This is a genomic window from Streptomyces sp. 4N509B (assembly GCF_052245655.1).
Taxonomy (GTDB): Bacteria; Actinomycetota; Actinomycetes; order Streptomycetales; family Streptomycetaceae; genus Streptomyces.
The window spans coordinates 83714-110030 of record NZ_JBQQBZ010000011.1 but is presented as its reverse complement, the minus strand read 5'-3'; the positions used below and the strand labels follow the sequence as shown (position 1 = coordinate 110030).

Here is a 26317-nt window from a genome sequence, read left to right as displayed (position 1 = left end):
ACCATGACCTGTGAGGTCATGGTGAGCACGCACTCCCCCTCTACGCTGCCGTTCATGAACACCGCCACGGACACCCGCGAGGTCGGCCCACTGCTGCGCGGCTGGCGGGAACGCCGCCGCTTCAGCCAGCAGGAGCTGTCGAACCGCTCCTCGGTCTCCACCCGACACCTCAGCCGCGTGGAGACCGGCAGGGCCCACCCGACGCCGGAGATGATCCTGCACCTGGCGGACTGTCTCGACGTCCCGCTGCGCGAGAGGAACCGGCTCCTGCTGGCGGGCGGCTACGCGCCGCAGTACCAGGACCGCGGCCTGGACGACGCCTCACTCGCCCTGGTCATGGAGGGGCTGCGGGGCCTGCTCGACGCGCACCTGCCCTACCCCGCGCTGCTGCTGGACGACTACTGGGACGTCGTCGACTCCAACGCCGGCGTCGACGCGCTCCTCGTGGGCTGCGCGCCGGAGCTGCTGGAGCCTCCCGTCAACGTCATCCGGCTGTGCCTGCAACGGCGCGCGGCCCCGTGATGCAGGCGACGCGGCGGTACCCGCTGGCGACCAGGTGCTCGGTGGCGGCCTCACCGCCGTGCTGGTTGTCGACGAGCACGGCGTCCACCAGGGCGGCACGCGGCCGGCGGTCGACCGCGACGACGGGCAGGCCCCGGTCGGTCAGCGGGGACAGGTCGGTGCGGTCGCGCGAGGCCACGGCCACGATGACGCCGGCCAGGTGCTCGGCCAGGGCGATGCCGATGTAGCGGGACTCCTTGTCGAGGTCCCCGTCGCTGTTGCACAGCACCACCGAGAGGTTCGTCCGTTGGGCCGCGTCCTCCACGCCCCGGGCCAGGGAGGTGAAGAACGGGTTCTCTATGTCGGGGATGATCAGGCCGATGACGCTGCCGCGCTGGGTGCGCAGCGAGCGGGCGACCCGGTTGGGCGCGAAGCCCAGCTCGGCCGCGGCGCGCCGCACGCGTTCCGCCCGTTCGGGGCTGACCCGCCCGCCGTTGAAGACCCGGGAGACGGTGGCGGGTGAGACGCCCGCGGCCCGGGCCACGTCGTTGATCTTCGTCATGGGACCGTCATGGGCTGGCGTGCCCCCTCGCTCGGGACGCGGTGCCGCTTCCCGGCAACCGGACTCTTGACAGGCTATGGGGGCGACCCTATGGTCCCGTGAAAAGGATTTCAAGCGAGTTCTTCACGGCTCGCCTCATCTCGCCCCAGGCCAGAGCGGCTTCCCCTTCTCTCCCTCGTCCCGCTGACCGGGGCATTCGACTGACCAACCGTGAAATCGATTTCATACAATGGATGTTCACACCGAGGTGACGCAACGATGACGCTCTCTGGACTGGACGGTTTGGCCCTTCGCTCGGACGCCGTGACGCGTTCGATCAGCGCGGAGAACCCCAGCGGCGCCAAGGGCGCCGGTGGCAGGGCCACCGAGGGCACCGGGGCGCGGGCCGCGAGCCTGCTCGGCCGGGGGTGGAAGGTCTCCCCGAGCATCGAGATCGCCCCGGGCGAGACGGCCACCCTCGCCGACATCGCCGGGCCGGGCACCATCCGCCACCTGTGGTGCACCACCGCGCCGCACCGCGCGTGGCGCGCCACGCTGCTGCGCGCCTACTGGGAGGGCGAGGAGGAGCCGGCCGTGGAGGTGCCGCTGGGCGACTTCTTCTGCAACGGGTGGAACACCTTCGGCCAGGTCTCCTCCGTCCCCGTGGCCGCCAACCCCAACGGCGGGTTCAACACCTACTGGCCGATGCCGTTCCGCCGCTCCGCCCGCCTGACGCTGGAGAACCTCTCGGCCGAGACCATCACCCTCTACTACCAGGTCGACTACGAGCTCGGCGAGGTCGCCGACACCGCGTCCTGGTTCCACGCCCAGTGGCGGCGCAGCCACCCGGTGCCGTACGGCGAGGTGCACACGATCCTGTGCGGCGTCACCGGGGCCGGCCACTACGTCGGCACCTACCTGGCCTGGGGGGTCAACAGCCCCGGCTGGTGGGGCGAGGGCGAGGTGAAGTTCTTCCTCGACGGCGACGAGGAGTTCCCCACCATCTGCGGCACCGGCACCGAGGACTACTTCGGCGGCGCCTGGAACTTCGACGTTCCCGGTCAGGGCTACACCGCCTACTCCACCCCGTACCTGGGTCTGCACCAGATCCTGCGCCCCGACGGGCTCTACGCCAGCCAGCAGCGCTTCGGGATGTACCGCTGGCACATCCCCGACCCCGTCCGCTTCGCCGCCGACCTGCGCGTCACCGTCCAGAGCCTCGGCATCGGTCCCGGCCACCACAACGGCCTGCCCCACCGCTACCGCCCCACCAGCGACGACATCGCGAGCACGGCGCTGTTCTACCTCGACTCCCCGAGCTGCCCCGCCTCCCGACCGCCGGTGCCCGAGCTGCTCGACCTGGAGGTGGACTGACCCCCTCCCCCCTCCCCTCCCCTGCCCTCCCCTCCCCGACCACCCCCGCTCCCACAGCAACGACAGGGCTTTCCCCATGGGTACACACGACAAGGACGTCGGACTCCCGGCACCCGAAGCGCCGACGCGGCGCCGCTTCCTGGCCGGCGCCGGCACCGCCGCGGCGGCCGTCGCGGCGCCCGCGCTGCTCGGCGGCTGCGGCCTGGCCAACGCGGACGGCGGCCCGCTGCAGTTCTGGAACTTCTACGCACCACAGCAGTCCCCCGACCCCGCCGTCCAGGCGCAGGCGCGGTGGTTCACCGACCTGGTCGAGGCGTGGAACGCCACCCACAGCGCCAGGATCGAGCTCGTCTACATCCCCACCAGCACCTACAACGGCAGCGCCAAGCTCCCCTCCGCCTTCGCCGCCGGCCAGGGCCCCGACATCTTCCTCCTCAGCCCCGGCGACTTCCTGCGCTACCACAACGGCGGCGTGCTGGCGGACCTGACGCCCCACCTGGACCGCGAGGTGATCGACGACTACGGCGCCGTCCTCGACAGCCGGATGGTCGACGGTCGCGTCTACGCCCTGCCGATGGAGGTCGAGCCCCTCGCGATGTTCTACCGGGTCGACACCTGGGAGCGCGCGGGCCTGTCGGAGGGCGACATCCCGACCACCTGGGACGCGCTGCTGGACGTCGGCGACCGGCTGCGCACCCCGACCCGCGCCGGGCTCGTCTTCGAGACCAACCCCGGCTACTACCAGAACTTCACGTGGTACCCCTGGATGTGGCAGGGCGGCGGGGACGTGCTCGGCCGGGGCGGCGAGGTCGCGTTCGACTCCCGGGCCGTGCGCCAGGCCCTGGCCCTGTGGCAGGACGCCGTCGAGGGCGGCATCGCCCCCCGGACGCTGCCCGCCGCCGGGGACGTCATCAGCGCCTTCACCTCCGACCTCGCCGGGATGTGGCAGACGGGGATCTGGCAGGTCTCCAGCTTCCGTGCCTTCGCCCCCGACCTGCCCTACGGGGTGTTCCCGCTGCCCGCCCCGCCCGGCGGCGAATACCGCACCTGCCTGGGTGGTTGGGCGTTCTGCGCCAACGCCCAGGGCCGTGACCCGGAGGCGGCGGCCGCGTTCTGCGCCTGGGCGCTGGGCACCATGGCGGACGCGTGCGTCGACCGCATGGTCGAGTGGGCCACCGTGGCGAAGTCCGGCATCGCCCCCCGCGCGTCGGTCCTGCGCCGCGCCACGGAGGAGGGCGGCTACGACTTCTGGGCGATGCGGACGTTCAAGGACGACATCGCCCCGGGCGGCAGGCCCGAGCCACGCTATCCCCCCGTGGTCTACAAGGCGATCTCGGACGCCGTCCAGTCCACGATGCTCGCCGGCGGGGACGTGGCGGGCGAGGCCGAGCGCGCCGCGCACGCCATCGAGGCGTACCTGAAGAGCTACCAGGGGGCGAGCCTGATATGACGAGCCCCGAACTGAGCGTCGCCCCCTCCCGACGCCCCACGGCCCCTGCCGGCGTCGGCACCCCGGGCGCCGCCGCCCGGGGGAAGGGTCGCCCCGGCCGTCGCGGGCTGTCGCGCAGGCACCGCGAGTGGCTGGCGGCGGGGCTGTTCCTGCTGCCCGACGGCCTGGGCCTGCTGGTCTTCGTCGGCATCCCCATGGTCATGTCGGTGGTGCTGTCGTTCTTCCAGGTCAGCGGATTCGGCTCCTACGTCTACGTGGGCCTTGGCAACTACCAGCGGATGCTCAACGACCCGCTGTTCTGGGACTCGATGCGGATCACGGCCGTCTACGTGCTGGTGCTCGTGCCCGTGCTGTTCTGCGTGAGTCTGGGCCTTGGCCTGTTGGTCAAGCAGAAGCTGCCGGGCATGTCCGCGTACCGCACGATGCTCTTCCTGCCCCACGTCATCAGCCTGGTCGTCGTCGGCCTGCTGTGGAGCTTCCTGCTGGACGACCAGGTGGGCGCGGTGAACCGCGCGATGCGGGCGGTCGGCATGGAGGGCGAGTCCTGGCTCGGCAGGCCCGAGCTGGCGCTCGCCTCCGTCATCGCCGTCACCGTCTGGGTGATGATGGGCTACTACATGATCATCTTCCTGGCCGGTCTCCAGGACATCCCGCAGGAGTACTACGACGCCGCCCGGATCGACGGCGCCGGCCCGTTGACGACGTTCCGCACGATCACCTGGCCGCTGCTGCGCCCCACCAGCTTCTTCGTGCTCCTGATGTCCACCGTCGCCGCGCTCAGCGGAGGGCTGGAGCTGATCTTCGTCCTCACCAACGGCGGCCCCGCCAACGGCACCTCGGTGGCGATCTTCTACATCTACCAGCAGGCGTTCGTGTTCGGCGAGTACGGCTACGCCGCGGCGATGGGCACGTTCCTGGTGCTCGTCATGGTCGCGTTCTCCGCCGTGATCTTCGCGCTGACGCGGGGCGGGAGGTTCGACGATGACCGTTGAGACGGCCCCGTCCGCGAGGGCGGCCCGCACCAGGCGCCGGGCCGGGCGCGCCGGACTGACCACACTCGCGGTCCTGGCCTCCGCGATCAGCGTCTTCCCGGTGCTGTGGATGGTGACCTCGGCCTTCAAGACGCGGGACACGGTCACCGACGGGCGGCTGATCCCGAGCGAGGTGACGTTCGACAACTTCGTGTACGTCTTCACGGACGTGCCCTTCGCCCGGTACCTGTGGAACAGCCTCCTGGTGTCCACCGTGGTCACCGTCGTCGCGCTGCTGTTCCACTCCATGGCGGCCTACGCCCTCGCCCGGCTGCGGTTCCCCGGCCGTGAGGCGATCTTCCTGTCGATCTTCGCCACGCTGCTGGTCACCGCGCCGGTGGTGCTCATCCCGCTCTTCCTCGTCGTCCGCGAGCTCGGCCTGCTCAACAGCTACGCGGGCCTGATCATCCCGGCGATCTTCAACGCGTTCGGCATCTTCCTGCTCCGGCAGTTCTACGTGGGGCTGCCCCGCGAGGTGGAGGAGGCCGCCATCATCGACGGCTGCTCGCACTGGCGGGTCTACTGGAACGTCGTGCTGCCGCTGTCCCGGCCGATCCTCGCGGCGCTGGCCGTCTTCTTCTTCCTCGCCAACTGGAACTCCTTCGTCTGGCCGCTGGTGGCCACCAGCGACCAGGACCTGACGGTCGTCCAGCTCGGCATCGCCTCCTTCGAGACGCAGTACGGCGCGAACTGGAACTACATCCTGGCCGCGGCCACGGTCGCCGCCCTGCCCATGCTCGCGCTCTTCTTCACCTTCCAGCGCCAGATCGTCGAGTCGATCAAGACGTCCGGACTGAAGTGACCCCGCTCCACCTGAGAGGACACCCCTCATGGCTCGTATCGGCCTGCTCCCCGTCTCCGACGGCCGCGACTTCGTCCACCGCGACATCACCGACCACATCGCCCGTGCCGGGGCGGAGTTGGCCGGCGTGCTCCGCGACGCGGGGCACGAAGTCGTCGTCGCGCCGCGGCAGGTCAGCGACAACGAACTGGCCACCAGCCAGGCCCGCTGGCTCGCCGACCAGCACGTCGACCTGACGATCCTGCACCACTCGGTGTGGACCTTCCCCCACTTCACGATGCTGGCCGCCGAGGCCACCTCCACCCCGCTGCTGCTGGTCGCGAACATCGACCCCCAGTACCCGGGCATGGTCGGCATGCTCGCCGGCGGCGGCGGCCTCGACCAGATCGGCCGCGTCCACGGCCGCGCCTGGGGTGACCTGGCCGACCCGGCGGTCCGCGCCCGCATCCTCGCGCACGTGCGCGCCGCCGCGGCGGTCACGGGCCTGCGCGGCTCGACGTTCGGCCGCATCGGCGGGCGCCCCATGGGCATGTACACCGCGGTCGCCAACACCGACCAGTGGATGCGGCAGTTCGGCGTGGACGTCGAGGAGATCGACCAGTGGGAGGTCGTGCGGCGCGCCGAGACGGTCGACGCCTCCCGCGTCACCGCGGCCCGCGCCTGGCTGGAGAAGCACGCCGCGGGCGTGCACTACGACGGCGACCGCCTGACGCCGGAGCTGTTGGAGCGGCAGATCCGCTCCTACCACGCGCTGCGCGAGCTGATCGAGGAGTGGCGGCTGGACTTCTCCGGCATCAAGGGGCAGCCCGAGCTGACCACGCACTTCTGCACGATGGACGTGGCCGAGGCCTTCCTCAACGACCCCTACGACTGGGAGGGACCCAAGGAGACCCACGTCACCGCCACCGAGGCCGACATGGACGGCGCGCTCACGATGCAGATCCTCAAGCTGCTCACCGGCGACCCCGTCCTCTTCGCGGACGTGCGGCACTACCACGCCGACCGGGACGTGTGGGACCTGTGCAACTCCGGCCAGCACGCCACCTGGTACGCCGCCCGCTCGCAGGACCCGGCGGAGAACCTCTCCCGCGTCCACCTCCACCCCGAGGTCTTCTACTTCCCCGCGGGCGGCGCCTCCGTCCACCACCTGGCGGCACCCGGCGAGCTGACCTTCGCGCGGCTGACGCGCGAGGACGGGCGGTACCGGATGCACGTGATGCGGGGCGCGTTCGAGACGTACGACGCCGAGACGAACGAGTCGCTGATGCGGGCGTCCACCTACGAGTGGCCGCACGCCTTCACCCGCCTCGACGCGCCCGCCGACGACTTCCTCGCGCGCTTCGGCTCCAACCACATCCACGCCGTGCCCGGCGACCACGTGGCCGAGCTGCGTGAGGTCTGCCGCCACCTCGGCGTACGCTTCGACGGCTTCGGCTCGGCCGCGCGGGACGCCTGAGCCGCCGGCCGACCCCACCTCCCTCGGGGGCACCGGCCCCGGGCGAGCTGACGCGCCGTCCGGGCTGGTGCCGCCGGCCCGGACTCCCCCGGTGCCCCCCTCGCGACGGAACGGAACCCCATGGCCCTCCTCCTCGGCATCGACATCGGCACCTCGGGCTCCAAGGGGGTGCTCGTCCGCTCCGACGGCACCCTCCTCGCCCAGGCCGCCCGCGAGCACCCCACCGCCACGCCGCGCCCCGGCTGGGTGGAGCACGACGCGCTCGCGGTCTGGTGGCACGACTTCGTGGCGCTGACGGGCGAGCTGCTGTCACGGCTGCCGGCGGGCGAGCGGCTCGCGGCCGTCGGCGTCAGCGGCACCGGCCCGTGCCTCCTGCCGACGGACGCCGACGCCGCGCCGCTGCGGCCCGCCATCCTCTACGGCGTCGACACGCGCGCGGGCGCGCAGATCGAGGCCCAGCGGGAGCGGTACGGGGACGCGCGCGTCCTGCGGCGCTGCGGCTCGCCGCTGACCAGCCAGGCCGTCGGCCCCAAGCTGGCCTGGCTGCGCGAGGAGGAGCCCGAGGTCTACGCCCGCACCCGCAGGTGGTTCATGGCCAGCTCCCACCCTCGTCCACCGCCTGACCGGCGCCTACGTCCTCGACCACCACTCGGCCAGCCAGTGCGCCCCGCTGTACGACCTGCGGCGCGGCGGCTGGATCGAGGAGTGGTGCGAGGAGATCGCGCCGGGCCTTCAGTGGCCGCGGCTGCTGTGGCCCGCCGAGGTGGCGGGTGAGGTCACCGCGGAGGCGGCGGCGGCCACGGGCATCCCCGCGGGCACGCCCGTCGTGGCGGGCACCGTCGACGCCTGGGCGGAGGCCACCGCGGTGGGCGTCACCGCGCCGGGCGACCTGATGCTCATGTACGGCACGACGATGTTCCTGGTGAACGTGGTGGACGAGCCGGTGCCCGACCCGCACCTGTGGTGCACGCGGGGCGCGTTCCCCGGGACGTTCTGCCGGGCGGGTGGCATGGCGACCTCGGGGGCGGTCACCGGCTGGCTGCGCGAGCTGACGGGGGCGGACTTCGAGGCGCTGGTGGCGGAGGCCGCCGGGGTCGGCGCGGGCGCGGAGGGCCTGGTGATGCTGCCGTACTTCGCGGGCGAGCGGACCCCGCTGTTCGACCCCGACGCCCGGGGCCTGGTGCTGGGCCTGACGCTGCGCCACGGCCGCGGCCACCTCTACCGGGCGGCGCTGGAGGGCACGGCCTTCGGGGTGCGGCACAACCTGGAGGCCATGGCGCGGGGCGCGGGCGAGGTGCGGCGGCTGGTGGCGGTGGGCGGTGGGGCGCGCGAGCTGTGGACGCGGATCGTCTCCGACGTCACCGGGCTGTCGCAGGCGATCCCGCGCCACACGATCGGCGCGGCCTACGGCGACGCCTTCCTCGCGGCCGTCGGCACCGGGCACGCCGGGCCGGCCGACATCCGGGACTGGAACCCGGTGGAGCACACCGTCCACCCCGACCCGGCCACCTCGGGCGTCTACGAGGAGCTGTACGGGCTCTACCGCTCCCTCTACCCGGCCACCCGGGAGGCCGCCCACACCCTGGCGGCCCGGCAACGCGCCTCGGTCGCCCCGGCCGCCCGTGCCGCCTCGGGCACGCCGGACGTCTCGGGCGGCGCGGGCGGCGGAGGCGGCGCGAGCGGCGCGGGCTCGTGAGCCGCGGATCAGGGCCACAGGCCCCGGGCGCGGAACTGCATCACCCGGTAGGGCCAGTTGGTCTCGGTGTTCCACTGGCTGACCGACAGGTGCAGGTCGTTCAGGGTGGAGCCGGGAATGACGTAGCCGCCGTAGAGCTGGGCGACGTGCGTGTCGTCCTCGTTCCCCCACTGGCCTCCCCAGACGAGGGTCCTGCGGTGGGCGGTGTAGAGGTTGGAGGTCGGGTAGTCCATGACGATGGCGTCGATCCGGTAGTCCCCGGCGTTGAACCAGGTCAGGAGCCACTTGCCGCCCAGCGGGCGCAGGCACAGCTCGCCGAAGGCGCCTTCGAGGACGGGCGTGGGCGGGTGGCCCCAGGCCCACACGCCGTCCCGGTAGCCCCAGGGCTCGTAGGCCCGGTGGTCGGCGATGTGCTCGGCACGGACCCGGTGCAGGAGGATCGGCCTGTTCCGCTGGAAGCCGGTGGAGTAGGTGTACACGAAGCCGTCGTTCCCCAGGCCCCAGGTGAGCATCTGGAACATGCCGCCGTGCAGGTCGGAGGGCCAGTTCTGGCCGGTGTGGGTCCAGGTGGCGCCGTTGTCCCCGGAGCGCCAGACCTCGGTCCACACGACGTTGCCCAGGCCCTTGTTGACCATGGCGTGGAGGTACATCGTGCCGCCGATGGTGATGACGTCGGAGGGCAGCACGGTGGAGAACACCGGGTTGTCGTGTTCGTAGTGCCACAGCTGCTGGGCGGCGTCGCCGCCGACGGCGCCGGACCAGGTGACGCCGGCGGCGGGGTCGGTGGTCGTGGACCACAGCGCCACCGGGGAGCGCCACCAGCCCGCGCCCACCGCCGCGCCCTCGAAGGTGTCGCCGAAGACGAAGAGCGTCCGGCCGTCGGGGGTGCGGGCGGGGATGCCGAGGTCGGTGGCCTCCATGCGGAAGCGGGTCGTCAGACCCGGCCCGGTGAGGTCGGCGACCTTGTTCACCGTCAGGCCCTGGCGTGGGTGGGGGCGGGAGCGGGGCGCGGCGGGCGCGGCGGGCGCGGCGAGTGCCGGGGCGGCCCCGGCGCCTCCGGCGACGACGGCTCCGGCCGCCGCCGCCGCGGTCTTCAGGAACGAGGAGCGCTTCATGGCATGTACATGCCCTATCGAACGCTCACATACTCCTACAAATCACATGAATTGCCGCGAGGTGCGCGCACGCCGGGAGGCGGCCACGGGGACCCCGCGGCAGCCGTGGCCCGCCCTCAGACCTCACCGGCGACGTGGCGGCGCACGAACTCGTAGGCGATGTCGCCGAACTGGGGCCCGAGCTCCCAGCTGGCCTCGATGGTCGGCATGAAGTGCACTCCGCCCCAGAACCTGCTCAGCCCGCAGGACTCGGTGTACTCGCTCCAGGTGTCCCAGCGCAGCACCATCTCCGCCGCCGGGACGAGGCCCGGCTCGACGAGGGAGCTGCCCTGGGCGATCGTGAGCTCGTATCCCAGCTCGTCGGAGTCGAGGTAACGCCGGGCCGCCTGCGCCTGCGCCGCGCAGAGCGTCGTGGACCCCGAGGGGTACTCGGGGTGGTCGCCGACCTTCAGGTACGCCCGCCACTCGGTGGCGGGGATGTCGTTCACGGTGCCCTCGCCGGGCCCGCCCCACGCTGTCACGGGCGCGTCGCCGTACACGTGGCGGACCGCGCTGAAGGGACGCACCGAGTCGTACCGGCGCTTCTCCTTCCAGGCCACGATGCCGGCGTCGAAGGTGGCGGTGGAGCACGTCATGTGCAGGTGGACCCAGCCGTCGAGGTCCAGCTCGTGGTGGCGGCAGGCCGCCTCGACGGCCCGGCCGATGGCGAGGAACTTGTTGTCGAAGACCTCCGCCGTCATCTTCCGCCTGTCGTTGAGGTTGGCGGAGGCGGACAGGATGTCGTCGACCTGGCGGCGGTAGGTCGCGCGGTTGGTGTGGTCGGTGTGCGTGGGCGGCGGGGCGGTGAACTCCTCGGGGTTCTCCAGGGCGTAGGGCCTGGTCACGCCCCACTGGGGCGTGATGAACTGCTGCACCACGAAGGCGCCGAGGTCGTTGGGCCCCTCCCCCAGGCGGCGCAGGTGCGAGGTGAGGTCGGGCTGCCAGCGGGAGGGGTTCGTGAGCTCGTAGGCCGTGTTGACCGGCGCGTAGCCGAGGTAGTCAGCGTAGGGCTGGCGGTGGTAGCGCCGGCCGCCCTCGTCGCCGAGCTGGTTCATGCCGTCGTGGAGCCGGGCGGCCATCACGGCCCTGCCGGCGAGGTTGCCGATGCCGATCGGCGTGACGGTGTTCTCCTGGTCGTCGTCCGGGTCGAGCCCGAGCGCGATCATCATCGCCCGCCGCTCCTCCGCCACCTGGGGCAGCAGGATCTCCTGCACCCGGTAGGTGGCGTAGAGGAGCGCGATGTTCTTGTTCCGGTTGGTGGCCGACTCGCTGGCGGGGCGGCGGCCGAGCCGGGAGTAGATGCCGACGGCGGTCGGGTGGTAGGGCGCCACCGCGTCGAACCAGGCGTTCTGCGAGAGGTGCGTGACGCGGATGACGATGGAGACGTCCATCGAGGCGATCAGCTCGGGCAGGACGTCGCCCTGCCCGTAGATCAGGTCCCGGATCGCGTTCCCCGTGTCGAAGTCGAAGTCCTCGACCTGGGCCCGCGCGCCGGGGACGCCGCCCGCCAGGCCGAGGGTGGTGGCGCCGAGCATGCCCAGCAGGAAGGTGCGCCGCTGCGTTCTCACCGAATCTTTTCCTCACATGTCGTTCCTCGGGATCGTTATTTTCACTAACCATCTACATATGCCGAGAAACAGAGGATGAAAAAGTGTGATGACGCGACATTTACGACACGCGAGCTGCCACAGGCTCCGGTGCCCCGCCACGCCACGGGGCGCGGGGCCGGCCCTGTCTGGCCGACCCCGCGCCCCGTGTCACCCGGTGGGAGGCAGGCTCACACCACCGCCCACAGGCCGAGGGCCATCACGAAGGCGGAGAGCCCGAGCGTCGTCTCCATGACCGTCCACGTCTTCAGCGTCGTCTTCTCGTCCATCCCGAAGAACCGGCTGACGAGCCAGAAGCCCGAGTCGTTGACGTGGGAGAGCACCGTGGCCCCCGCGGCGATGGCGACGACGAGGAGGGCGGTCTTGAAGTCGCCGAGGTTGGCCTCGGCCGCGGCGCCCGAGATCAGGCCCGCCGTGGTCGTCAGGGCGACCGTCGCCGAACCCTGCGCCACGCGCAGCAGGGTCGCGATGACGAAGGCCTGGACGATCAGGGAGACGCCGAGGTCGGACAGGGAGTCGCTCAGCGCGGTACCGATGCCGCTCAGCCGCAGCACACCGCCGAACATGCCGCCCGCGCCGGTGATCAGGATGATCGAGCAGACCGGGCCGAGGGCGTCGTCGACGACCTTGCTGAGCTCTCCCATGGAGGAGACGCGGGGGCGTCCGACGAGGAAGAGCGCGACGAGGACCGTGATCATCAGCGCCACGGGCGTGTTCCCGAGCAGGGACAGGAAGTCGACCCAGCCCTGCCCCTCGTCGAGGGTTCCCGCGGTGACGAGCGTGTCGAGCACCGTGTTGAACGAGATCAGCACCAGCGGCAGGAGCAGCAGCAGGAGCACCGTGGCGAACGACGGCGGCCTGCCGCCGAGCGCCGAGCCGCCCCCGCCGGCCGCGCCGTCCTTCCCCACGCCCGCCTCGGCTCCGGCCTCGCCGTCGCCCCGGACGTTCCCCCGGGTGTCCCTGACCTCGCCGAAGAGCGCGTCGGGGATCGCGACGGGGAAGCGGGCGGCCATGAGACGGGAGACGGGCATGACGCCGACGTACCAGGCGACCACGCCGATCGGCACGCCCACCAGCAACGTGACGCCGATGCTCCCGCCGAGGGCCTCGGCCGCGGCGACCGGCCCGGGGTGGGGTGGCGCCAGGGCGTGCATCGAGGCGAACGCGCCGGCCGCGGGCAGGGCGTAGAGCAGCAGGGAGCCGCCGAAACGGCGGGCGACCGTGAGGATGATCGGCAGGAAGACGACGAGGCCGGCGTCGAAGAAGATCGGGAAGCCGAAGAGGAGCGCGGCGACGCCGAGCGCGAGGGGCGCGCGTTTCTCCCCGAACCTGACGATGAGCGTGTCGGCGAGCGTCTGGGCGCCCCCGGTGACCTCCAGCAGCCGGCCGAGCATCACGCCGAAGGCGACCAGGAGGGCGACGGACCCGAGGGTGCCGGAGAAGCCGAACATCAGGACGTCGGGTATGTCGGCGAGCGGGAAGCGCACGGCGATCGCGGTGAGGAGGCTGACCAGGACCAGGGCCACGAAGGCGTGCAGTTTCACCTTCATGATCAGGAAGAGCAGCAGGGCGACGGCGCCCGCCGCGATCAGCAGCAGCGCGCCGGTGCCGTACGCCGGCTCGATTGCTTCCATGAAGAACACTCCGTCGGATTCTCCGGGGGATGGGCATGCCAACTCAACACGCCTTGGTATGACGTATTCAAGACTCGGGAGGCACGCGTCATACCTTTTTGCGGCGCGTCGGGGACTGTCCCCACCACACGTGGCACGCGTATCGTTCGTGGCGTGATGCGACGCAGGCATGACAGGAAGCGCCGTCCCGCCGCCCTCCGGATCACCGTGCTGCTCGCCCTGGTGGGCACGGTGCAGCTGGGAACGGTCCAGTCGGGCGCGGGGAACCAGCCGACGGCCCGGCCCGACGACGCGCGGCAGCCCGCCGAGCCCGAACTGCTGCGCGTGGAGGTCATCGAGACGATGCCCCACGACGTCGAGGCGTTCACACAGGGCCTGGAGGTGCGCGACGGCGTGCTCTACGAGGGCACCGGGCTGTGGGGCGAGTCCTTCGTCTCGGCGACCGACCTCGACAGCGGCGAGGAGCTCGCCCGCGTCGACCTCCCCGCGCCGCTCTTCGGGGAGGGCATCACCCTGACCGACACCTCGCTGTGGCAGCTGACCTGGCAGGACGGCGTCGCCTTCGAGCGCGACCCGGCCACGCTCCAGGAGCGCAGGACGGTGGAGTACGAGGGCGAGGGCTGGGGGCTGTGCCACCAGCCGTCCGAGGACCGGCTGGTGATGAGCGACGGCTCGGGCACGCTCACCTTCCGCGACCCCGAGACCTTCGAGGTCACCGGGAGCGTCGAGGTCCTCTCGGGCGGCGAGCCGGTGAGCCAGCTCAACGAGCTGGAGTGTGTGGACGACGAGGTCTACGCCAACGTCTGGATGTCCGACACCATCCTGCGCATCGACCCGGCGACGGGCACGGTGACCGGCGAGATCGACGCCTCCGGCCTGCTGACCGCCGAGGAGGCCCAGAACGCCGACGTGCTCAACGGCATCGCCAGGGCTCCCGAGTGCGACACGTTCCTCGTCACGGGCAAGCTCTGGCCCCACCTCTTCCACGTGCGCTTCGTGCCCGCGTGAGGTGACGGGCGCCGGTCCGACCTGACCGAACCCGACGGGCCAAAAACCGACGGGGCCGGACCTGGCGGGCCGAAACCGACCGGGCGGGACGCCCGCGAGCCGAGCTCTCGTGAGCCTGCCGTGACCCGACGAGCCCGGTGCGCCGGGCCGTTCGGGCCGTCGGCGCCACCGAGCGTCCGGAGCTGACTCCGAGCGCCCCGCACCACCCCGCGCGAACTCCGAAATATTTTCGAACACTTCCAGTCCGACGCGGTCCCGACGCACGTCAACTCTTCGCGCACGCACGAGGTCTTGACGTGCCTCACAAGCGTTTCTATTGTCCCCACCGCCACCAACCGTTCCGGAAATTCTCGGAAGGCATGCCGGAAGGGACAACGTCGTGATCGTGTTCACCCGCCGCCGCAGACCCCGCCTGACCCTGCGGGCGACGCTGGCCGGCCTCGTCGGCGTTCTGCTCTGCGCCCTCCTGGCCACCCCCGCGCTGACCGCCTCCCCCCAGGACGCCCCCGCGGCCTCGTCCGCGAGCCTGTCCGCACGCGGCGACGCCACCTGGGTCGGCACCTGGTCGACGACCGTCACCAGCAGGCCCGCCAGCGACACCACCGCCTTCGAGGACCAGACCATCCGTCAGGTCGTCCACACCAGCGTCGGCGGCACCGCCGCCCGCGTCCGGCTCAGCAACGAGTTCGGCACGACCCCGCTCGTCATCGGCGAGGCGCGCGTCGCGCTGCGCGACCCCGACGCGCCGGACAGCGCCCGCACCCAGCCGGGCACCGACCGCCGGCTCACCTTCGGCGGCGCCTCGTCCCTGACCATCCCCGCCGGCGCGCCCGCCGTGAGCGACCCGGTCGACCTGCGCGTCCCGGCCGGCGCCGACCTGGTCATCAGCCTCTACCTGCCCGAGCACACACCGGGCACCACGCTCCACGCCTTCGCGTTCCAGAACGCCTACGTCGCCGACGGCAACGTCACCGCCGAGCGGGACGTCGAGGCCACCGCGACCACGGACCGCTGGTACTTCCTGTCGGGCGTGAGCGTCCAACCACGCCACCAGGGCCACGGCCACGACGCCGCCGCCGTCGTCGCCCTCGGCGACTCCATCACCGACGGGTCCAGCATCACCCCCGGCTCCAACCGCCGCTGGCCCGACGTCTTCGCCGAGCGCCTGCGCCAGGCACCCGGCACCGCCGGTATCGGCGTGCTCAACCAGGGCGTCAGCGGCAACCGCGTCCTCCACGACCCCAACCCACCCGCCGGCCACGCCGGCGAGGCGTACGCCGCCTACTTCGGCCCCAACGCCCTCAGCCGCTTCGACCGCGACGTCGCCTCCCAGCCGGGCGTGGAGCACGTCGTCGTCCTGCTCGGCGTCAACGACCTCGGCCACCCGGGCAACGGCGCGCCGGAGTCCGAACGCGTCTCCGCCGAGGAGATCATCACCGGCCACGAGCAGCTCATCGCCCGCGCCCACGAACGCGGCCTGCGGATCTACGGCGGCACGATCACGCCGTTCGAGGGCGACACCCTCGGCTTCCACAGCCCCGAGAACGAGGCCGCCCGCCAGCAGATCAACGACTGGATCCGCACCAGCGGCGCGTACGACGGCGTCATCGACTTCGACGCCGCCGTCCGCGACCCGGCCCACCCCGAGCGGCTGCTCCCGGCGTACGACAGCGGCGACCACCTCCACCCCAACGAGGCGGGCCTGGCCGCGATGGCCCGTGCCGTCCCCCTCCGGCTCTTCCGCTGAGCCGTCCACGCGCGACCGCCCGCGTCCCGCACCACCGCACGCACGCACCACGCACCACGCACCACACCACGCACGGCGCCCCCGCGCCCCCCTTGGCACCTCGAAACCCTCACTCCGATCTGGACGGTGACCCATTCCCATGAGGAGATCACGAGCCTCCCTGACCCGGCTGACCCACGTGGCCGCCACCGGCGCCCTCGCCCTCGCCCTCGGCGTGACGCTGCTGGCGGGCAACTCCGGCGGCGCCCACGGCGAGGCCCGCGGCGAGGCGGCCGCGGCGGCCCACGGCCGCCCCTCGCAGTCGGGCCAGCACTGGGTCCACAGCTGGACGGCGATGCCGCAGCTGACGGAGCCCCACAACATGCCGCCCCCGCCGTTCACCGGCTCCGACGCGGTGCTGGTGGACACCACCCTGCGGCAGACCGTGCACGTCTCCACGGGCGGCGAGCGCATACGGCTGCGCTTCTCCAACGCCTTCGGCGACACCCCCCTGCCCCTCACCTCGGTCTTGGTGGCGCTCCCCGCCGGCGGGCAGGCGGGCGTCAGCGCGATCGAGCCGGGCAGCTCGCGGGCCGTGACGTTCAACGGCGAGCGGTCCATCACCGTCCCGGTCGGGGCCCAGGTGGTCTCCGACCCGATCACGTTCGACCTCGACGACGCGAGCAACCTGACCGTCACGACCTACCTCGCCGACGGCCAGCCCTCGCTGAACCTCACCTCGCACCCCGGCTCCCGCACCACCTCCCACCTGCTGGCCGGTGAGCACACCGACGCCCAGAACCTGGCCGGCGCGACGCCCAGCGACCACTGGTACCTGCTCAGCGGCGTGGAGGTCTGGTCGAGCCGGCAGACCGCCGCCCTGGCGATCCTCGGCGACTCGCTGACCGACGGCCGCGGCTCCACCACCAACGGGAACAACCGTTGGCCCGACCAGCTGCTGACGCGCCTCCAGGACGAGGACGCCACCGAGAACGTCGCGGTCCTCAACCAGGCCGCGGGCGGCAACCGGGTCCTCAACGACGGGCTCGGCCCCAACGTCCTGGCCCGCATGGACCGTGACGTCCTCGCCCACAGCGGCGTGGACTGGCTGATCCTCTTCGAGGGCGTCAACGACATCGGCACCGCCGAGGCCACCGAGGCCGCCCAGCGGCAGGTCGCGCAGGACCTCATCACGGCCTTCGACCAGATCATCACCCGGGCCCACGCCCACGACATCAAGGTCTACGGCGCCACGCTGCTGCCGTTCGGCGGCGCGGACTACGACGACCCGGGCGGCTACCGCGAGCAGGCCAGGACGACGGTCAACGAGTGGATCCGCACCAGCGGACGCTTCGACGAGGTGCTCGACTTCGACGCGGCCGTCCGTGACCCGGCCCAGCCGGACCAGCTCCTGCCCACCCTCCACGACGGGGACTGGCTCCACCTGAACCCACAGGGGTACGGCGAGCTCGCCGCGGCCGTGCCGACCGACCTGTTCGTCACGGGGCGCCACCACCGCCGCTGACGGGCGGCTACACGATCGCGGGCGGCGGGACGAGGCCGGTAGGGGGCCCGTCCCGCCGCCCGTCAGCGCGTCAGCGCGTCAGCGCGTCAGCGGACGCGACGCGCCGGGAGCGCGGCGCAGCTCAGGAGCGGCAGCCCAGGCGCTTGGTGGCCAGGGCGACGTCGTCGATCTGGAGGTCGTAGGACGACGGGGTGGGGTCGGCCTGGTAGAGCTGCCAGCCGATGCGGACGGTGTCGAAGCGGGGGAAGACGAAGTCGACCTGGTTGCCGCCGTGCTGGGTCGTGGTGACGGTCAGATCGTGCTGCGGGGCGCCGTCGATCCACACCCTGACGCGGTTGTCGCGGGCGTCCTGCTGCCACTCGAGGCAGGTCCAGCGGCCGGACTCGGCGGGGACGGACTCCCGCCAGTCGGTCCAGTCGCCCGTGGGGCCGCCGTCGGAGCCGACGCCCCAGAACGACCCCGACGGCGCGTCGTTCAGGAACTCCTCGTCGACGTACTGGCCGCCGATGGGCCGCACGAGGGAGCCGTCGCCCTCGCCGCTGGTCTCGACCAGCGTGAAGTGCGCCCAGTCGGGCGCGGTGGGGAAGGCCTCCACACGCACCCACATCCGGCCGTAGAAGCTGTTGCGGGGGGCCGTGAAGTCCTCGACCTCCAGGAAGGCGTGGCCGTTGCCCTCGGTGTGGACGGCCAGCACCTGCCCGTCACGGCCCTGGCCCTCGACGACCGTCAGCGAGCCGTCGCGGGTGTCGACGCCCCAGTCGTCGCCGGCGGCCTCGCCGGGCGGCAGGTCCTCGAACGTCTCGCAGAACAGCGACCGGCCACGGTCGCGACACTCGTCGGACCGGGCGGCCTGGGCCGGGGCGGTGCCGGCGACGACGACGGTGGCGGCCGTCGTCGCCAGGGCGAGCGCGCCGAGGATGCCGGCGCGGCGTGACGGGGTGGCGATGCGGAGTCTCATGGGCTTCTCCACTGGGTGAGGGGGCGAGGGGGCGGTGCGCGCCCGCGCCGTGGGAGCGCTTCCACGGTCGGCGCCTCGGGCACTCTACGCCCGGGGCGCCGGGCGCGGACACCCGGACGCGGCGACCCCCGGGAGGGGCCGCCGCGTCGCGGGCGTGACGTGGTGGTTCGGTCGGACCGCCGGGCCGCCGGGCCGCCGGACCGTCAGACGGTCAGGCCGTCAGACGGCCGGAGGTTCCGGTCGGCGCCGTGGCACGGGCGGTCAACTGGCGGTGCAGGTGCCGATGGTGGGCGCCTGCCAGTTGCCGTTCGCCATGACCGTGAAGCCGAAGCTGGTCGAGGCTCCCGCCGCCAGCGTGCCGTTGCCGTTGGGTCTCATCGTCATGACGTTGCCGCTGCCGTCCCAGGTGGGCGAGCCGTTCCACGTCGCGGAGATCCGTTGTGGCGAGTGGACGGTGACGGTCACGCTCCAGTTGCTGATCGGGGCGCTTCCCGCGGTGATCACCACACGGCCGTTGAAGCGGTCGCCCCACCGGTCGGTCTCGCTGTACGTCGCGGTGCAGCCGGCGCCGGGCGTGCCGCCGTTGCCGCCGTTGTCACCGCCTCCGACGGTGGTGCCGCCGCTCGTGCCGCCGCTCGATCCGCCGAGCGCGTTGAGCACGGCGGTGTACGCGGCCTTCTTGTTGTAGTTGCCGTCGAAGAGCAGCGGGGTGTCCTGGGAACGCCAGGAGTACTTGTCGGTCACGCCCCACACGGTGATGCCGGTGCAGCGGGTGACGGCGAGGCAGGCCTGGGTGACGCCCTGGTACTGCTGGGCCTGGGAGGAGCCGGAGCCGGCGATGTCGAGCTCGGTGATCTCGACGTCGACGCCGAGGTCGGCGAAGCGCTGGAGCGTCTGGTGGAAGTTCTGGGGCACCGGGTTGCCGCTGTTGAAGTGGCCCTGGAAGCCGATGCAGTCGATCAGGCCCTGGGCCTTCAGGTCACGCACCAGGTTGTAGGCGGCGTCCTGCTTGGGCCCGGGGTTCTCCAGGTTGTAGTCGTTGTAGCAGAGCTTGGTGTCCGGGTCGGCCTGGCGGGCGATCCGGAACGCCTCGGCGATGAAACCGTCGCCCATGGCCTGCTGGAAGGGGGAGTTGCGGCGCGAGCCGTTCTCCTCGAAGGCCTCGTTGACGACGTCCCAGTAGGCGGCGTCGGGCCAGTGCTGGAGGACGGCGTTGATGTGGTTGGTCATCGCCTGGCGGGCGTTGCCGGAGTTGACCCAGCCCGGCAGCTGGGAGTGCCACACCAGGGTGTGACCGCGGTACTGCACGCCCATGTTGCGTGCCTGCTGCGCGATCCGGTCACCCGGACCCCAGTTGAACTGGCCCTGGTTGCGCTGGACCGTGTCCCACTTCATGGAGTTCTCGGCCGTCAGGCTGTTGAACTCCCGCGTCATCGTGGAGGTGTACGCGGACTCGTTGAAGTAGTTCTCGTTCGCCGCCACACCGAAGTACTTGCCCTTGGCGGCGGCGGCACTGGCCAGGGTGGTCTGGGCGGTGGCGGAGCCGGAGAGCGCGACGAGGCCGGCGGATGCCAGGACGGCCGCCAGTCCGAGGATGAGCGCGGCGTGCACGCGGCGGGGCCTGCCCGACCGTCGGCGTCTGTGGGGGGGTCTGTCGTTCACTGGCGTCCCTTCTCGGTGGCCCGGACGGTAGGTGGACACCGTTCGGGCGTAGTGGATCGGAGCAGTGCGTGACTGCCACATTCCTGTGGCAACCGGTGACGATCGTTCGGGAAGTATGGAGAATTGCTGTCGGAACGTCAACAGTTTCTTCCGGAAACATTCCGGTAGCTCAGATCGCCTCCAGCGCCCAGCGCCTTCAAGGGTTGTGAAGGAACAGAAACACCCTGTTCATGGCCACACTCGCAGCTGGACCGCCCCTCGACCGGGTCTCGACCGCAACACTTCCGAATGGAATCCGGAAGTTTTCGGCCCCTGGGTGCCTGCCCGGAGCAGCCCCAGGATCGAGAGCGCGCGTGCCGGGGGACGACACGTGATGACCCACGACGCGAGACCCCAGGAGGATGCCGTGACGCCCGAGCAGGCCACCGAACCCGTGCTCACCGGAGTGCGCAACTTCCGCGACGTGGGCGGGCTGCCGACAACGGACGGCAGGCGGGTCAGGAGGGGACGGCTCTACCGCAGCGGCCACCTCGCGCAGGCGACCCCGGCCGACCAGGCGTTCCTGGCCAGCCTCGGCCTGCACACCGTCTTCGACTTCCGCAACAGCGCCGACCAGGCCCTGGAGGGGCCCGACGTCACCCTCCCCGGCGTGCGCAACGTGAACATCCCGCTCACCGACGCGGCGGACGGCGCCGACTTCTGGCAGCTGGTGCGGGACGGCAGCCTCTCCGAGCTCCGCACGGTCCTGTCGGACGGGCAGGGCGAGGCGACGATGATCGCGAGCTACCGCACCATGATCCTCACGCGCACCGCCGAGCACGGCAGGGTGGTGCGGGCCCTGGCGGCCGGCGAGACGCCCGCGCTGCTGCACTGCGCGGCCGGGAAGGACCGTGCCGGCCTCACGGTCGCGGTGATCCTGCTGGCCCTCGGCGTCGAGCGCGACGCGATCGTCGAGGACTACCTGAAGTCGGGCGCTCCCCACCGCCGGTACGTGGTGCGGCGCGGGCCTGGGATGGCGGAGGGAGGCCGGTCGGCGCGGGAGGTGGTGCGGCTGCTGGCGCCGTTCTTCGACGCGCGCCTGGAGTACCTGCGCGCCGCCTTCGCCCAGATCGACCAGACCTGGGGAGGCGTCGACGGCTACCTGTCCGAGGGCCTCGCCCTCGGACACGCCGAACGCGAGCGGCTGCGCGACCACCTGCTGACACCGGCGCCGCGGGGAGGCGTCTGAGGACTCGGCTCGTCGTCGACGGGAGCTGGGGCGGGCTGTCGCGTGAGGGAGGAGTTCGGTCGGCAGCGGCAGGACTTCGCCTCGGCTCACGCGCCGCTCCCGGGCCGGCCCGGTCCCAGGTCGCGACGACTGGCCGTTCGCCCCCGATGCCCTCGCATCACGCCGAGGTCGACGGCCCCGGAGGTGTCGGGGGAATGCCGGTACGGGCGAGATAGTCCTGTAGTTCCCGGTGCCGGAACTGGTAGGCGATCCCGGCCGTGCGCGTCAGCCCCGCCTCACAGCACCAGTCCAGAAACCGTCCGAGCCGGAACGGCAGCACCGGATCCCGCGCCCACGGACGGCGTGTGCACAACAGGAACGCCACATACCGCACGCTGGCCATGCTGATCCGGAGCGCCAGGAGAAGCCCGGCCGTGAACCCCGCCACGAACCCGGCCCCGAACCCGAACAGGGCATCGAACCCGAAGATCAGCACGATCACGAGCATGGCCACGAGCCCCAACAGGAGCCCGGCCGTCAGGTCACCACGGACCACCTCACGTGGCCTCACGCCGGGCCTGAAATCGCCCCCCTGCGCGAAACCGCCCATGAGCCCGACCACGGGGCCGGCCAGGATCGCGTACCAGTCCCCGACGCCGATCCCGGGACCGGGCACGAACCCGGGCAGTTGCTCGAACCCGAGGCCGACCACGAGCCCCAGCGCGAACCCGGCCCCGAGCCGGCGCCAGCCTGTGAGGGTGCGCAGCGCGGACACGTTGATCCGTTGCGCCCTGGGCCAGCGCTTCTGGGTGGACACGATGATCCGCAGGCCGAACGCCGCGGCCGCGGCGATGACGCCCACGCTCACCCAGCCCTTGAGCGAGCGGAGCGCGAGCAGCCCCAGTGACAGGGCGAGCAGGACGGTCACGAACACCACGGCGGTGTGGGCGTTGCGGGCACGTCGGGGGCCGGCCAGGGGCCACAGCTCATGCAGGACCAGGTCGGTTCCCGGCAGCCGCCGCCCGCCGATCTCACGGCCGCCGACGGTGTTGGCGTGCAGGTAGCGGGCCAGGACGGACAACCAGGTGCGGGCCTGGTCAGGGGTGCAGGAAGCCGGGCACGGCGCGGCGGTGGCCGCCGCGGCGGCGGGGATGAACAGGCCCAGCAGGTGGTCGCGCACGGCCGCCTCGGTGTTCAGGGCGGGTGCGAGCAGTTCGCTGGGGTCGCGGTCGAAGTCGCCGCCGCGGCCCTGGTCGTAGACGGTCGCGGCCACCGTCAGCCGCCACGGCGTGGACAGGGCCCGGGCCAGTGGTCCGTCCTGGTCCTGGGCGAGCCTGTCCAGGACCGGCTCCCAGCGCTCGGGGGTTGACGTGCGGGCGGCCAGGAAGTCCCAGGCCGCTTCCGCGCTGACCGGCCGGATCGTGATCCTGGCGGCGTCGCGAATCCACCGCCCGTCGCCCTCCAGCGCCGCGTACGGGCCGCTGCGGCAGGTGACCACCAACTGGCCCCGCTCCGCGCCGTCGAGGTAGGAGTTCATCTCCCGCAACGCGGCCCCGGCGCGGGAGGCGTGGGAGTCATGGGAGTCGGGCGCCGCCCGGTCGGGGTGCTCCTCCTCGTCCATCTCGTCCAGGCCGTCCAGCACCGGCAGGATGAGCCGCCTGTCCACCAGGGTCGACGCCGCACGTAACGGCAGACCGTAATCACGCACCAAACACTCGATGACCCACCGCTCCAGGGACTGGCGACCGGGGTCGAATCCGGACAACGACAGCCGCACCGGGACCACTCCCCCCTCCGCCCGGTCGGCCAGAAGCCGCAGCATCAGCCGCACGGCGAGGACGGTCTTGCCCGCGCCCGGCGCCCCGGTGATCACCAGCCGCCCGGGACGCAGACGGCCGTAGTAGCCGGCCACGTCCGCCAGTCGGCCGGCGGGAGCGGCGCCCGCCGCGTTGTGCGCGCGAGCCGGCGTGAAGCCGAAGGCGAGGTCGATGGCCTCGGTGTCACCCCCCAGCAGCCGATGACACTCCGCCTCCTCCCGCCGCTGCACCTGCGGCGCCAACCGGTCCGCGAGCCCCCCGGCGTCGGTGTCCTGCCACACCACCGCCCGACGGGCGGACCAGATCGCAACCACCAGCGAGGCCACGCCGACCAACACACCAGCCGGGTCGGCGTACCCGGCCCCGGCCCGAGCCACCACCACAGCCAGCACCACCGTGGCCCCCGCCGTCAGAACAGCCCAACCCCACCTCGCCCTGTGCCCACTCCCCATCCCCCCATGATGCCCGGGCATGATCCGCCAGGCCCGGACCTCACGGCCAGAGGGTCGGGATTTCGTCAACACCTCCCGAGGCTGCCGGCGCCGTGAGGTGGCCGGCGCGGCCGTGCCGGGCGACGCCGCGTGTCGGTTGCCGTCGGCCGGTCCCTCCGGCCAATCCCCCGGCCGATCCCCCCGGGCGGTCGGTTCCGGGCGGTCACTTCCTCCGGACGACGACGAAGTCGGCCAGCTCCGTCAGCTGGCGGCGGACGGCGGCGGGAAGGGAGACGTCGCGGAGCGCGGCGAGGGCGGCGTCGTGCTGCCGCCGGGCCTCCTCCTCGGTCCACCGCCGCCCGCCCGCCTCCTCGATGAGGGCCGCGCGGGCGGCGAACTCCGCCTCGTCCACCTCCTCGATCTCCTCCCGGCTCCGCTTGACGTCCGCGGCCAGCAGCGTCGTCAGCCGCTCGGCGGCGGCGTTCCCCGTGGCCAGGGCGGCGGCCACCGGCAGGGACTTCTTCCGCTGCCGCAGGTCGCCCCAGGCCGGCTTGCCGGTGGTGCGCGGGTCGCCCCAGATGCCGAGCAGGTCGTCCACGGCCTGGAACGCGAGCCCGAGGTGTTCGCCGTAGAGCTCCAGCGGGCGCGAGACGGACTCGTCCGCGCCGGCGAGGACGGCGCCGATCGCGGCGGCGGCGGCCAGCAGCGCGCCCGTCTTGTTGCCCGCCATCGTCTGGCACTCCTCGACGCTGACCCGCTCGCGGTGCTCGAAGGAGATGTCCTGGGCCTGACCGTTGATCAGGCGGCGGCTGGAGGTGGCCAGCAGGCGGGCCGCGCGGGCGGCCGGCGGTGAGCCGTCGCCGATGACCACCTCCCCCGCCAGGGCGAAGAGCGCGTCGCCCACGAGGATCGCCTGCGCGGGGCCGTGGACCTTCCAGACGGTGTCGCGGTGGCGGCGCTGCTCGTCGCCGTCCATCAGGTCGTCGTGGAGGAGGGAGAAGTTGTGGACCAGCTCGACCGCGACGGCGCCGGGCACCCCGACCTCCGGCCCGGCGCCGGCCGCCTCGGCCGACAGCAGCGCGAGGGCGGGCCGGACCGCCTTGCCGCTGTCGCCGTCCGCGGGGCGGCCCTGGGCGTCGATCCAGCCGAAGTGGTAGGCGGCGATGGTGTCCATGGGTGGGGCCAGGCGCCCGACCGCGGCGCGCAGCGCGGGGGCGGTGAGGGTCCGTCCGCGCTCCAGCAGCGCGGCGGTCTCGTCCTGGGTGGTGGGGTGGGCCGCGGTCACGTGCTCTCCTTCAGGGTGGTGCGGTGGGCCACCGCCGCGGACACGGCGGCGAGCCCGCTGCGCACCGCTCCCTCCATCGTCGCCGGCCACCCGGTGGCGGTCCACGCGCCGGCCAGGTACAGGCCGGGGGCGGACGTCACCGGGCCGGGCCGCAGGCGGCCCACGCCGGGCGAGGGGGCGAAGGTGGCGGCGCGTTCACGGGTGACGAAGAAGTCGCGCACCCGGGCGGTGGCGGCGGCGGGCAGCAGTCGCGCGAGCTCCGGCAGGAAACGCTCGCGCAGCTCGCCCACGGGCCGCGTGATCTCCTCGTGGGCCGCGGACTGCGACACCACCAGGTACTGGTGGGCACCGCCCACGGCGGCGAGGCCCGCCGGCACGGTGCGGTCGAAGACCCACTGGACCCGGCTGCCCAGCGCGGCGAGGAAGCCGCGGCGCAGCACGGGCCTGTCGTAGACGACGTGGAGGTTGACGATCGGCGCGGCGGTCAGCCGCGCCAGCCGTCCGGGCTCGGGGAGGGCGCCGGGTGGCAGCAGCCGGTGGGCCTCGTGAGGCGGCACGGCGAGGATCACCCGGTCGGCGGTGAGCTCCCGCTGGCCGGTGCGCGTCGCGAGGGTGGCGCGCCAGCCGCCCGTCCCCGGCTCGGGCCCAAGCCGCCGCGCCCGGGTGGCGGGCAGGATCCGGACCCCGGCGCGGGCGAGCGCGGCGCGGGCGAGGGCGTCGTGGAGGGTCCCGAGGGGGACGTCGGGGACGGCGAGGTCGGCCGCGCCCGCCTCGGTGAGCAGGCCGGTGCGGAAGACCATGGCGGCGAGTTGGAGGGAGACGTCGGCGGCGCGAGCGTTCAGCGTCGCGACGCCGATCAGGTCCCACAGCGCCTCGACGCAGCGGTCGCTCTGGCCGTGGCGGCGCAGCCAGCCGGCGAAGTCCTCGCCGTCCAGCGCGGGGTCGGTGGGGTCGAGACGGCGCAACGCGAGGGCGGCGCGCGCCGCGGCCATCCGCTCGCCGCGCGTCAGGTGGGGGTAGCGGGCGAGCCCGGGGGCGAGGTGGAACGGCACGGGCAGGCTCGGCGTGCGGGCCAGGCGGCCGAGGCGGCCGGTGGCGGCGTCGAGCACGGGCACGCTGAGCCGGGGCTGCAACGGGGCGAGCGCCGCGCCGCCGATCCGCCGCAGGAAGGAGCGGTAGGCGGTGCAGCAGCGCAGGTGGACGTGTTGGCCGTTGTCGACGGTGAGGGTGGCGCTCCGCCCGCCGAGGCGCGTCGTGCGGTGGAAGGAGAACGCGAGGCCGCCCAGGCGGGTCCTGGCCTCGACGAGCGTCACGGCCGCGCCGCGGTCGGCCAGCGCCAGCGCGGCGGCGGTGCCGGCGAGGCCGCCGCCGACGACGAGGACGTGTCCGAGGGCGCGTCCGCCACGGGGCCCGGTCCCGGCGGGCCGCCGCTCGTCGGGCAGGGCGGGCCGG

At 72.7% G+C, this 26317-nt stretch carries 19 protein-coding genes and 1 pseudogene; 11 read left to right on the top strand and 9 right to left on the bottom strand.

The window, feature by feature from the left end; genetic code table 11:
* Positions 1-54 precede the first annotated feature (54 nt).
* The gene (locus ACTWP5_RS13525) at positions 55-522 is read left to right on the top strand and encodes a helix-turn-helix domain-containing protein (RefSeq protein WP_443221143.1); all 468 of its coding nucleotides are present in this window, start codon (positions 55-57) and stop codon (positions 520-522) included.
* On the opposite strand, the gene ACTWP5_RS13520 is transcribed toward ACTWP5_RS13525, so the two are convergent.
* Positions 485-1063: a LacI family DNA-binding transcriptional regulator gene (locus ACTWP5_RS13520; RefSeq protein WP_443221142.1), complete on the bottom strand. Its 579-nt coding sequence runs from the start codon at positions 1061-1063 to the stop codon at positions 485-487. The two genes, ACTWP5_RS13525 and ACTWP5_RS13520, sit on opposite strands and share 38 nt — an antisense overlap.
* Before the next feature lie 303 nt (positions 1064-1366).
* Here ACTWP5_RS13520 and ACTWP5_RS13515 point away from each other — a divergent pair, with 303 nt between their 5' ends.
* The 6 genes and pseudogenes from ACTWP5_RS13515 to ACTWP5_RS13490 form a co-directional block, all read left to right on the top strand.
* A complete protein-coding gene (locus ACTWP5_RS13515) occupies positions 1367-2416 on the top strand; it encodes a glycoside hydrolase family 172 protein (protein ID WP_443221141.1) in 1050 nt (349 codons plus the stop codon).
* A gap of 76 nt (positions 2417-2492) precedes the next feature.
* Positions 2493-3866, top strand: coding sequence for an ABC transporter substrate-binding protein (locus ACTWP5_RS13510; RefSeq protein WP_443221140.1), 1374 nt, complete (start codon positions 2493-2495; stop codon positions 3864-3866).
* Positions 3863-4858 (top strand): carbohydrate ABC transporter permease, encoded by a 996-nt coding sequence (locus ACTWP5_RS13505; protein ID WP_443221139.1) that lies wholly within the window; start codon positions 3863-3865, stop codon positions 4856-4858. The genes ACTWP5_RS13510 and ACTWP5_RS13505 overlap by 4 nt, the downstream gene beginning before the upstream one ends.
* Positions 4848-5699 (top strand): carbohydrate ABC transporter permease, encoded by an 852-nt coding sequence (locus ACTWP5_RS13500; protein ID WP_443221138.1) that lies wholly within the window; start codon positions 4848-4850, stop codon positions 5697-5699. The genes ACTWP5_RS13505 and ACTWP5_RS13500 overlap by 11 nt, the downstream gene beginning before the upstream one ends.
* 28 nt (positions 5700-5727) lie before the next feature.
* Positions 5728-7155: an L-fucose/L-arabinose isomerase family protein gene (locus ACTWP5_RS13495; RefSeq protein WP_443221137.1), complete on the top strand. Its 1428-nt coding sequence runs from the start codon at positions 5728-5730 to the stop codon at positions 7153-7155.
* Between the two features lie 120 nt (positions 7156-7275).
* Positions 7276-8764 (top strand): annotated as a pseudogene (locus ACTWP5_RS13490) (FGGY-family carbohydrate kinase); the annotation flags it as partial.
* Positions 8765-8859: 95 nt separating this feature from the next.
* On the opposite strand, the gene ACTWP5_RS13485 reads toward ACTWP5_RS13490, so the two are convergent.
* From ACTWP5_RS13485 to ACTWP5_RS13475, 3 genes are all read right to left on the bottom strand, one after another.
* Complete coding sequence (locus ACTWP5_RS13485) at positions 8860-9966, bottom strand: DUF4185 domain-containing protein (protein ID WP_443221136.1); 1107 nt, start codon at positions 9964-9966, stop codon at positions 8860-8862.
* 116 nt (positions 9967-10082) lie between these two features.
* A complete protein-coding gene (locus ACTWP5_RS13480) occupies positions 10083-11573 on the bottom strand; it encodes a DUF6851 domain-containing protein (RefSeq protein WP_443221135.1) in 1491 nt (496 codons plus the stop codon).
* Positions 11574-11782: 209 nt separating this feature from the next.
* Positions 11783-13246, bottom strand: coding sequence for a GntP family permease (locus tag ACTWP5_RS13475; RefSeq protein ID WP_443221134.1), 1464 nt, complete (start codon positions 13244-13246; stop codon positions 11783-11785).
* Between the two features lie 156 nt (positions 13247-13402).
* Between ACTWP5_RS13475 and ACTWP5_RS13470 the strand changes: the two genes are divergently transcribed.
* The 3 genes from ACTWP5_RS13470 to ACTWP5_RS13460 all read left to right on the top strand — a co-directional run bounded on the left by ACTWP5_RS13470 (position 13403) and on the right by ACTWP5_RS13460 (position 17505).
* Positions 13403-14254, top strand: coding sequence for a glutaminyl-peptide cyclotransferase (locus tag ACTWP5_RS13470; protein ID WP_443221190.1), 852 nt, complete (start codon positions 13403-13405; stop codon positions 14252-14254).
* A 379-nt stretch (positions 14255-14633) separates the two neighbouring features.
* Positions 14634-16001: an SGNH/GDSL hydrolase family protein gene (locus ACTWP5_RS13465; protein ID WP_443221133.1), complete on the top strand. Its 1368-nt coding sequence runs from the start codon at positions 14634-14636 to the stop codon at positions 15999-16001.
* 139 nt (positions 16002-16140) lie between these two features.
* Positions 16141-17505 carry an SGNH/GDSL hydrolase family protein gene (locus tag ACTWP5_RS13460; RefSeq protein ID WP_443221132.1) on the top strand — a complete coding sequence of 455 codons (1365 nt, stop codon included), beginning with the start codon at positions 16141-16143 and terminating at the stop codon, positions 17503-17505.
* 121 nt (positions 17506-17626) lie between these two features.
* On the opposite strand, the gene ACTWP5_RS13455 is transcribed toward ACTWP5_RS13460, so the two are convergent.
* Both ACTWP5_RS13455 and ACTWP5_RS13450 read right to left on the bottom strand, forming a co-directional pair.
* Positions 17627-18463, bottom strand: coding sequence for a hypothetical protein (locus ACTWP5_RS13455; RefSeq protein ID WP_443221131.1), 837 nt, complete (start codon positions 18461-18463; stop codon positions 17627-17629).
* A gap of 261 nt (positions 18464-18724) precedes the next feature.
* A complete protein-coding gene (locus tag ACTWP5_RS13450; RefSeq protein ID WP_443221130.1) occupies positions 18725-20074 on the bottom strand; it encodes an endo-1,4-beta-xylanase in 1350 nt (449 codons plus the stop codon).
* Positions 20075-20498: 424 nt separating this feature from the next.
* Here ACTWP5_RS13450 and ACTWP5_RS13445 point away from each other — a divergent pair, with 424 nt between their 5' ends.
* The gene (locus ACTWP5_RS13445; protein WP_443221129.1) at positions 20499-21353 is read left to right on the top strand and encodes a tyrosine-protein phosphatase; all 855 of its coding nucleotides are present in this window, start codon (positions 20499-20501) and stop codon (positions 21351-21353) included.
* A gap of 157 nt (positions 21354-21510) precedes the next feature.
* On the opposite strand, the gene ACTWP5_RS13440 is transcribed toward ACTWP5_RS13445, so the two are convergent.
* The 3 genes from ACTWP5_RS13440 to hpnE form a co-directional block, all read right to left on the bottom strand.
* A complete protein-coding gene (locus tag ACTWP5_RS13440; protein WP_443221128.1) occupies positions 21511-23532 on the bottom strand; it encodes an NACHT domain-containing protein in 2022 nt (673 codons plus the stop codon).
* Between the two features lie 271 nt (positions 23533-23803).
* The gene (locus tag ACTWP5_RS13435; RefSeq protein WP_443221127.1) at positions 23804-24865 is read right to left on the bottom strand and encodes a polyprenyl synthetase family protein; all 1062 of its coding nucleotides are present in this window, start codon (positions 24863-24865) and stop codon (positions 23804-23806) included.
* Entirely contained in the window at positions 24862-26307 is a 1446-nt protein-coding gene (hpnE, locus tag ACTWP5_RS13430; protein WP_443221189.1) for a hydroxysqualene dehydroxylase HpnE, read from the bottom strand. The genes ACTWP5_RS13435 and hpnE overlap by 4 nt, the downstream gene beginning before the upstream one ends.
* Positions 26308-26317 lie beyond the last annotated feature (10 nt).

Coding starts and splice junctions, on each gene's coding strand:
- ACTWP5_RS13470 (WP_443221190.1), top strand. CDS start 13,403: ATGCGACGCAGGCATGACAGGAAGCGCCGTCCCGCCGCCCTCCGGATC.
- ACTWP5_RS13505 (WP_443221139.1), top strand. CDS start 3,863: ATGACGAGCCCCGAACTGAGCGTCGCCCCCTCCCGACGCCCCACGGCC.
- ACTWP5_RS13525 (WP_443221143.1), top strand. CDS start 55: ATGAACACCGCCACGGACACCCGCGAGGTCGGCCCACTGCTGCGCGGC.
- ACTWP5_RS13445 (WP_443221129.1), top strand. CDS start 20,499: ATGACCCACGACGCGAGACCCCAGGAGGATGCCGTGACGCCCGAGCAG.
- ACTWP5_RS13510 (WP_443221140.1), top strand. CDS start 2,493: ATGGGTACACACGACAAGGACGTCGGACTCCCGGCACCCGAAGCGCCG.
- ACTWP5_RS13475 (WP_443221134.1), bottom strand. CDS start 13,246: ATGGAAGCAATCGAGCCGGCGTACGGCACCGGCGCGCTGCTGCTGATC.
- ACTWP5_RS13520 (WP_443221142.1), bottom strand. CDS start 1,063: ATGACGAAGATCAACGACGTGGCCCGGGCCGCGGGCGTCTCACCCGCC.
- ACTWP5_RS13500 (WP_443221138.1), top strand. CDS start 4,848: ATGACCGTTGAGACGGCCCCGTCCGCGAGGGCGGCCCGCACCAGGCGC.
- ACTWP5_RS13495 (WP_443221137.1), top strand. CDS start 5,728: ATGGCTCGTATCGGCCTGCTCCCCGTCTCCGACGGCCGCGACTTCGTC.
- ACTWP5_RS13455 (WP_443221131.1), bottom strand. CDS start 18,463: ATGAGACTCCGCATCGCCACCCCGTCACGCCGCGCCGGCATCCTCGGC.
- ACTWP5_RS13460 (WP_443221132.1), top strand. CDS start 16,141: ATGAGGAGATCACGAGCCTCCCTGACCCGGCTGACCCACGTGGCCGCC.
- ACTWP5_RS13485 (WP_443221136.1), bottom strand. CDS start 9,966: ATGAAGCGCTCCTCGTTCCTGAAGACCGCGGCGGCGGCGGCCGGAGCC.